Here is a 6829-nt window from a genome sequence, read left to right as displayed (position 1 = left end):
AAGCCGCAAGGCGCTCGATTTAATCCCGACCAACGCATCGTCTTCGCGGTCCTGCATGGCATAGATGGTGTCATAGCCAACGACCCAGAATATCGTGCCGGCATAAAGCCAGAACATGGCAGCATTGGCCTCTCCGGTAATGGCGACCCAACCAACCAATGCGCCCCAGCTAAACACCAGTCCAAGCCAAAGCTGCGGCCACCAGGTTATGCGCTTCATAAACGGATATGCCGCAACCAAAAGGATGCTGCCCAAGGCGGCAATCTGCGCCTCCCAACGGAGCTGAATGAGCACCAGCAGGCCAATCGCGCACAAGCCAAGCAGAAACGCCCATGCCGCCTGCACGCCAATATCGCCACTGGGCAACGGCCGTGACGCAGTGCGCGCGACTTGCGCATCCAGATGGCGGTCCACGATATCATTATACACGCACCCCGCCCCGCGCATCACGATCGCGCCCAGCAGCATCCACAAAGCAAGGTCCCAGCGCTGGATAAGCCCACCCGATAGCGCCAGCCCGAATATACAGGGCCAAAACAACAGCCACCAGCCAATGGGACGGTCCAATCGCGCCAAAAGGGCCAACGCGCGCAGCTTCACCGGCAGCAGTCCAATGATGCCGCTATGCTCGCTGTCGGGGACAAGATTCGATGTCATAACGCGGGCACTGCCAAAATTAATCCTGCGCGTCATCTGCGAAGTTCGCGCGGGTTCAGTTGGGAGATGACGGCAGCCCTATTTGTGGGTAGACGCGAGATATGCCCGCAACACCCGCCTGGCCCCCAAAATCGACACCACGGTTGTTTGTGGAACAACCGCTGGCCGTGGGCGCGACCCTGAACATCGCTGGCAACAGCGCGCATTACCTCACAGGCGTCATGCGCCTGAAAGAGGGTGCGCCGGTAAAGCTGTTTGACGATATTTCTGGGGAATATCTTGCGACCATAGCACATCTGGGCAAACGCGACCTTGATCTCACAGTCGACACCAAGTTGCGTGATCGTGAACTCAGCCCGGACCTATGGATATGTCAGGCGCTCGTTAAAAAGGATCGGTTTGACTGGATCGCCGAAAAAGCGTGCGAGCTTGGCATATCGCGCTTTGTGCCTATGCTGACCGCGCGCTGCGTAGTGGATAAGGTCAAGGATGATCGCCTGCGCATGCATATGATTGAAGCCGCCGAGCAATGCGAGCGCACCGCGTTACCGCAGATTGCAACGCTCACCCGAATCGAGGCGCTGTTACAAAAATGGCCAACCGAACGAACGCTCTATTTCTGCGATGAACGCGGTGGCGAACCGTTTCTAGACGCCATTACGGCCGGACCTGGCGCAGTGTTAATCGGGCCAGAAGGTGGCTTCACAGACAGTGAAAATGCGGCCATCCGCGCACATCCGAACGCGCGACCAGTATCGCTTGGCCCGCGTATATTGCGCACCGACACCGCCGCGGTCACTGCTATTTCCGTTTGGATGGCAAAGAACGGCGATTGGTCGGCGTAGCTTATGCCGCGACTTACTCGTTCAATACTGTATGACATAACCACATAAATCTGCTGGCAATCTCGCGGTGACATTTCTAAACGGCCGGCATGAGCACAAAAACAACTTCGGACTTTAAAGATCCCGTCATTGAAACTCGCGATCAATTGGTCGCTGCGATTGCCAAGGGGGAAAAACCGAAGGGCCGTTGGCGCATCGGCACCGAGCATGAGAAATTTGTCTATAACCGCAGTGACCATCACGCGCCGTCTTATGATGAACCGGGCGGTATTCGCGACCTGTTAATGGCGATGACCGAGTTCGGTTGGGAGCCTATTTACGAAAACGGCAAAGTTATCGCGATGAGCGGCAGCGACGGTGCCATAAGTCTTGAGCCTGCGGGCCAACTTGAACTGTCGGGCGCGCCGCTTGAGAATCTGCACCAAACCTGCGCCGAGACCGGGCGGCATTTGAAGCAGGTCAAAGCCATTGGCGACAAGACCAACACCAGCTTTTTGGGCCTTGGGCTTTGGCCGGACAAGACACGCGCCGAACTGCCCGTCATGCCCAAGGGCCGTTACGACATCATGCTGCGGCATATGCCACGTGTTGGCAGCATGGGCCTTGATATGATGCTGCGCACATGCACGATTCAGGTCAATCTTGATTATGCGAGCGAAGCCGACATGGCACATAAGTTCCGTACGTCGCTTGCGCTTCAGCCCTTGGCCACGGCCTTGTTTGCAAATTCGCCTTTCTTGGAAGGCAAACCCAACGGCTTCCTGTCCTACCGCAGCCATATCTGGTCCGACACGGACTCGCAGCGTACGGGCATGTTGCCATTCGTGTTCGACGCCAATTTCGGCTATGAACAATACGTCGATTATATGCTGAAGGTGCCGATGTATTTCGTCTACCGTGACGGCAAGTATATTGACGCGGCGGGTTTGGATTTCAGCGACTTCTTAAAGGGTGAGCTTTCGGTTCTGCCGGGCGAAAAACCCACGGTGAGCGACTGGGAAGACCACATGTCGACCGCTTTTCCTGAAGTGCGCCTGAAAAGCTTCTTGGAAATGCGCGGCGCCGATGGTGGCCCATGGAACCGCATTTGCGCCCTGCCTGCTTTCTGGGTCGGCTTGCTCTATGATCAAGCTGCCCTTGACGCTGCATGGGACGAGGTAAAGCATTGGACCATGGAAGAGCGCGAAACGCTGCGCAGTGCAGTTCCAGCGCAAGGGTTGAACGCAGCAATTCCTGGCGGTGGCAAGCTGCTGGATCTGGCTGGCCGCATATTGGATATCTCATCTTCTGGCTTGGCTGCCCGCAACTGCCTCAACGGCAGCGGCGACAATGAAACCGGATATCTTGACCCATTGCGCGAAATCGTCGCCAGCGGCAAAACCGTCGCCGAACAGCTGCTCGACAAATTTCATGGCGAATGGGGCGGCGATGTATCGCGCGTCTATGACGAAATGAGCTTCTAATCGATTAGTATCGAAAGCAGACTTGCCCCGTGCGCATATCGGCGTTAAAGGCACCATTCTTCGTAGAAGTGCGAAGTGCAGGAGTTTAGCTCAGTTGGTAGAGCATCGGTCTCCAAAACCGAGGGCCGTGGGTTCGAGTCCCCCAACTCCTGCCATTTTCTTTCACTTTTAAAGGTATTTACGGCCCCTCGCCTACCTGACCGGCTTAACTAAACTCAATGCGCCTTGCGCTTGGCGAAGATGTGGTGGACCAACACAATCACCGCACCGATGGCAAGACCGGCGACGCCGCTCATCGCCGCATCGGCGACCCAAGCCAACGCCCCTTCATATAGGCCCAAAAACTCTGCGGGATGGATGCCAAAGCCGTGGACGACAATCTGCCCGCCAACCCATAGCATCGCGGCCGTACCCACCGTCGACAGCGCGGTCAGCAATTTTGGCATGCCCTGCACCAAAAAGCGGCCAATCGCTTGCGAAGCGCCGTTTTCTTTGCCCGCCATGTGCAGTCCAATATCATCCATCTTCACGATCAGGCCAACAACGCCATACACCGCGATGGTGATCGCCACCGCAACAACGGCCAGCACGCCAGCCTCAAGCCAGATGGATGTTTCGGCAAGGTTCTTTACCTCGTTCAGTGCAATTGCCATGATTTCTGCCGACAAGATAAAATCCGTACGCACCGCGCCTTTGACCATATTTTGTTCATGTTCGGAGCTGGTCAATTCCGCTAATTGCTCGACCAGATTTTCCGTCTCATGCGGCACGATTTTTTCCCAGACCTTCTCTGCGCCTTCAAAACACAGATAGGCGCCGCCCAGCATAAGAAGCGGCGTTACAGCCCAGGGCAGGAACAGGCTCAACAGCAACGCAACTGGCAATATGATCACCAGCTTGTTGAAGAACGAACCCTTTGCAATGCGCCAGATGATTGGCAATTCGCGGTCTGGGGTAAATCCGGTCACATATTGCGGGGTGACTGCGGTATCGTCGATAACAACCCCCGCCGCCTTGCTCCCCGCTTTACCCGCTGCGGCGGCAACATCGTCTAAGGATGCAGCGGCAACCTTGGCAATCATCGCAATATCGTCAAGTAAGGCAGCGAGACCGGATGGCATGTGGAATTTCCCTTGATGAGATAGAGCCTTGAGAGATAGCCAAAAACCTCAACAGTTCAAGGCCGTTCGGTAATGCGCGATCCACAGCCCCGCTTTCCTAAACGGACTTGCCTGCGTTTGTTTGGTATCTTGCGTTGCGGCGAATCCATCGCTACAGACCTAGTCTTTCCGAATTGGGAACCGATATCGCTCTCGACCCGCCGGTCGGAGCGCTGGCGGCTATCCTCGGGATCGAACAGGAAGAAACGATATGGCAAAGACAAGCCCCGGTGAATTCATCCGTCAAGTGCGGACTGAAATCGGCAAGGTGGTATGGCCGACAAGGCAGGAAACCGTGCAGACCGCAATCATGGTGTTGATCATGACCATCATCCTTGCCGTTTTCTTTTTGGGCGTCGACGCGGTATTCGCCGCAATCGTAAAGGGACTGCTCGCGCTCGCCGAAGGCTAAGCGCAGACCCTACAGAGAGTTTTGGGGAAAAGAATAGATATTATGGCACGCTGGTACATCATTCACGCTTATTCGGGCTTTGAAAACAAGGTCCGCGACCAGATTCTCTCTGAAGCAGAGCGCATTGGCCTCTCGCAGTTGGTAGAGGCTGTCGAGGTTCCAACCGAACAGGTCACGGAAGTGCGCCGCGGCAAGAAGATTAAGGCGGAGCGCAAATTCTTCCCTGGTTATGTTCTGGCAAAGCTGAACATGAATGATGACGTGTACCATTTGGTCAAGAACACGGCAAAGGTCACTGGCTTTCTAGGGGCGGGCAACAAGCCGCAGCCGATCACTGAAGCCGAAGCAGCACGCATCCTTAACACCAAGCAGGAACTCGATGCCGCGCCAAAGAAGCGCGTTTCGGTGGACTACGAAATTGGCGATCAGGTCAAGGTACTTGGCGGGCCATTTGCAAGCTTCAACGGCATGGTCGAAGAGCTCGATTTCGACAAGAACCGCGTCAAGGTATCGGTCAGCATCTTTGGCCGTGCAACACCAGTCGAGCTAGACTTTGAAGAAGTCGAATTGATGAAGTAATGGCTCTTTCCCTGCGAGGGAAGGGATACAGCATCCGGGGACCCGCCCAGCCAGCCACAGGCTTGGCTTGCTTTTCCGGCCCACTTCACCTATTCGCGCCCCTCCTCCGATGAGAATCAAAGGAACCCGTGCGGGAGGTTGTCGCCAAAGAGATTTGGACGCGACTGTTTGACCGCTTAATTTGATCCGCCTTCGCCCTTGCGGGCTTCGGTGGAGAAAGAATGAAAGGAGGCCACAGATGGCCAAGAAAATTGACGGCTATATCGGCCTGCAAGTACCTGCAGGTTCAGCCACACCATCCCCGCCAATCGGCCCGGCATTGGGTCAGCGCGGCGTGAACATCATGGAATTCTGCAAGCAATTCAATGCGGCGACTGCCGACATGGAAAAAGGCACGCCAATTCCAACGAAGATCACAGTTTTTTCTGACAAAAGCTTTACCTTCGCCATGAAGTCACCGCCTGCGACCTATCTGATCAAGAAGGTTTTGGGCATCAAGTCCGGTTCGAAAGAGCCAGGCAAGATCACAGCTGGAAAAATCACACGTGCGCAGCTTGAAGAAGTCGCAACCATCAAGATGGCCGACCTCAACGCGAACGACATGGACGCAGCAGTTAAAATCATCGCAGGCTCGGCTACCGCCATGGGCCTCGAAGTAGTGGAGGGCTGATCCGATGGCCAAGCTGACCAAAAAAGCAAAATCGCTCGCGCATCTCGATGCGGACAAATTGTACGGCGTTGATGAAGCGTTGAAGGCAATCAAGGAAATGGCGACTGCCAAATTCGACGAGACCATTGAAGTCGCATTGAACCTGGGCGTTGACCCACGTCATGCGGACCAGATGGTCCGTGGCATGGTTTCGCTTCCCGCCGGCACCGGTAAAGACATGAAAGTCGCTGTGTTCGCTCGCGGCGACAAGGCAACTGCGGCAACGGCCGCTGGTGCCGATAAGGTCGGCGCTGAAGACCTGATGGAAGACATGCTGGCTGGCAATCTCGATTATGACCGCGTTATTGCAACGCCGGACATGATGGGCATCGTTGGCCGCTTGGGTAAGACCTTGGGTCCAAAGGGCCTGATGCCGAACCCTAAGCTGGGCACAGTCACCATGGACGTCGCTGAAGCCGTTAAGGCGGCAAAGGCCGGTCAGGTTGAATTCCGCGTTGAAAAGCAGGGGATCATCCACAGCGGCATTGGCAAGAAGAGCTTCTCTGATTCCGACCTGCGCAAGAATTTCGACGCATTGGTTGATGCCGTCATCAAGAACAAACCAAGCGGTTCCAAGGGCAAATATGTCCGCCGCGTTGCGGTTAGCTCGTCAATGGGCCCAGGCCTTAAGATTGATCTGGCGGATGTCCCTGGCGCTTAAGGCGTTTCGGCAATGAACACATAAAGGGCTGGAGGGAAACCTCCGGCCCTTTTTCTTTGCGGCGCATGCCGTTTTCCAATAACCTTTGGTGATGCGATTTTCTTTCGTCTTTACTATGGCGCTGCTTCCAATAGCCGCCGTTGCAGGTGATCCGGTCCAGCCAAAAGCCGAAGAAGCTGTCAAATCGATCGCAGTTCCAATCAGGCATATCACCCCCGGGATCGAAGTTTTGCTCTCCGACCGACTGGAGTCGCTCAAGGGAAAACGAGTCGCACTGTTGACCAACCAGACCGGCGTTGACCGCAAAGGCGTTAGCAACGTCGATCTGCTGCGCGCGCATCCC

At 55.5% G+C, this 6829-nt stretch carries 9 protein-coding genes and 1 tRNA gene; 7 read left to right on the top strand and 3 right to left on the bottom strand.

Annotated features, from left to right (window positions below; genetic code table 11):
• On the bottom strand, nucleotides 1-657 hold a 657-nt coding region (locus tag ACIQ2T_RS11170), incomplete at its 3' end, for a 4-hydroxybenzoate octaprenyltransferase (RefSeq protein WP_397590873.1).
• A 101-nt stretch (nucleotides 658-758) separates the two neighbouring features.
• Between ACIQ2T_RS11170 and ACIQ2T_RS11165 the strand changes: the two genes are divergently transcribed.
• The 3 genes from ACIQ2T_RS11165 to ACIQ2T_RS11155 all read left to right on the top strand — a co-directional run bounded on the left by ACIQ2T_RS11165 (nucleotide 759) and on the right by ACIQ2T_RS11155 (nucleotide 3120).
• A complete protein-coding gene (locus tag ACIQ2T_RS11165; RefSeq protein ID WP_397590872.1) occupies nucleotides 759-1502 on the top strand; it encodes a 16S rRNA (uracil(1498)-N(3))-methyltransferase in 744 nt (247 codons plus the stop codon).
• 89 nt (nucleotides 1503-1591) lie between these two features.
• Complete coding sequence (locus ACIQ2T_RS11160) at nucleotides 1592-2965, top strand: glutamate--cysteine ligase (RefSeq protein WP_397590871.1); 1374 nt, start codon at nucleotides 1592-1594, stop codon at nucleotides 2963-2965.
• 79 nt (nucleotides 2966-3044) lie between these two features.
• Nucleotides 3045-3120: transfer RNA gene (locus tag ACIQ2T_RS11155), tRNA-Trp, on the top strand.
• Between the two features lie 60 nt (nucleotides 3121-3180).
• Here ACIQ2T_RS11155 and ACIQ2T_RS11150 read toward each other — a convergent pair.
• Nucleotides 3181-4086, bottom strand: coding sequence for a DUF808 domain-containing protein (locus tag ACIQ2T_RS11150; RefSeq protein ID WP_397590870.1), 906 nt, complete (start codon nucleotides 4084-4086; stop codon nucleotides 3181-3183).
• Between the two features lie 250 nt (nucleotides 4087-4336).
• Between ACIQ2T_RS11150 and secE the strand changes: the two genes are divergently transcribed.
• The 4 genes from secE (at nucleotide 4337) to rplA (ending at nucleotide 6486) form a co-directional block, all read left to right on the top strand.
• A complete protein-coding gene (gene secE / locus ACIQ2T_RS11145) occupies nucleotides 4337-4537 on the top strand; it encodes a preprotein translocase subunit SecE (RefSeq protein WP_397583050.1) in 201 nt (66 codons plus the stop codon).
• Nucleotides 4538-4579: 42 nt separating this feature from the next.
• The gene (nusG, locus tag ACIQ2T_RS11140; RefSeq protein WP_397590869.1) at nucleotides 4580-5116 is read left to right on the top strand and encodes a transcription termination/antitermination protein NusG; all 537 of its coding nucleotides are present in this window, start codon (nucleotides 4580-4582) and stop codon (nucleotides 5114-5116) included.
• A 238-nt stretch (nucleotides 5117-5354) separates the two neighbouring features.
• Nucleotides 5355-5786 (top strand): 50S ribosomal protein L11, encoded by a 432-nt coding sequence (rplK, locus tag ACIQ2T_RS11135; RefSeq protein WP_397590868.1) that lies wholly within the window; start codon nucleotides 5355-5357, stop codon nucleotides 5784-5786.
• Between the two features lie 4 nt (nucleotides 5787-5790).
• Nucleotides 5791-6486 carry a 50S ribosomal protein L1 gene (gene rplA / locus ACIQ2T_RS11130; protein WP_306063499.1) on the top strand — a complete coding sequence of 232 codons (696 nt, stop codon included), beginning with the start codon at nucleotides 5791-5793 and terminating at the stop codon, nucleotides 6484-6486.
• Here rplA and ACIQ2T_RS11125 read toward each other — a convergent pair.
• Nucleotides 6452-6829: hypothetical protein (locus tag ACIQ2T_RS11125; RefSeq protein WP_397590867.1), on the bottom strand; the 378-nt coding region annotated here is incomplete at its 5' end. The genes rplA and ACIQ2T_RS11125 overlap by 35 nt on opposite strands.

It is taken from the genome of Sphingorhabdus sp. (assembly GCF_044357595.1).
Classification (GTDB): Bacteria; Pseudomonadota; Alphaproteobacteria; order Sphingomonadales; family Sphingomonadaceae; genus Sphingorhabdus_B.
Note: the sequence above shows the minus strand (reverse complement) of the source record. Positions and strands in the feature narration are given on the sequence as shown.

What these genes read in the sequence shown, in the direction of transcription:
- ACIQ2T_RS11165 (WP_397590872.1), top strand. Translation starts at nt 759, where the DNA reads ATGCCCGCAACACCCGCCTGGCCCCCAAAATCGACACCACGGTTGTTT.
- ACIQ2T_RS11160 (WP_397590871.1), top strand. Translation starts at nt 1,592, where the DNA reads ATGAGCACAAAAACAACTTCGGACTTTAAAGATCCCGTCATTGAAACT.
- ACIQ2T_RS11150 (WP_397590870.1), bottom strand. Translation starts at nt 4,086, where the DNA reads ATGCCATCCGGTCTCGCTGCCTTACTTGACGATATTGCGATGATTGCC.
- secE (WP_397583050.1), top strand. Translation starts at nt 4,337, where the DNA reads ATGGCAAAGACAAGCCCCGGTGAATTCATCCGTCAAGTGCGGACTGAA.
- nusG (WP_397590869.1), top strand. Translation starts at nt 4,580, where the DNA reads ATGGCACGCTGGTACATCATTCACGCTTATTCGGGCTTTGAAAACAAG.
- rplK (WP_397590868.1), top strand. Translation starts at nt 5,355, where the DNA reads ATGGCCAAGAAAATTGACGGCTATATCGGCCTGCAAGTACCTGCAGGT.
- rplA (WP_306063499.1), top strand. Translation starts at nt 5,791, where the DNA reads ATGGCCAAGCTGACCAAAAAAGCAAAATCGCTCGCGCATCTCGATGCG.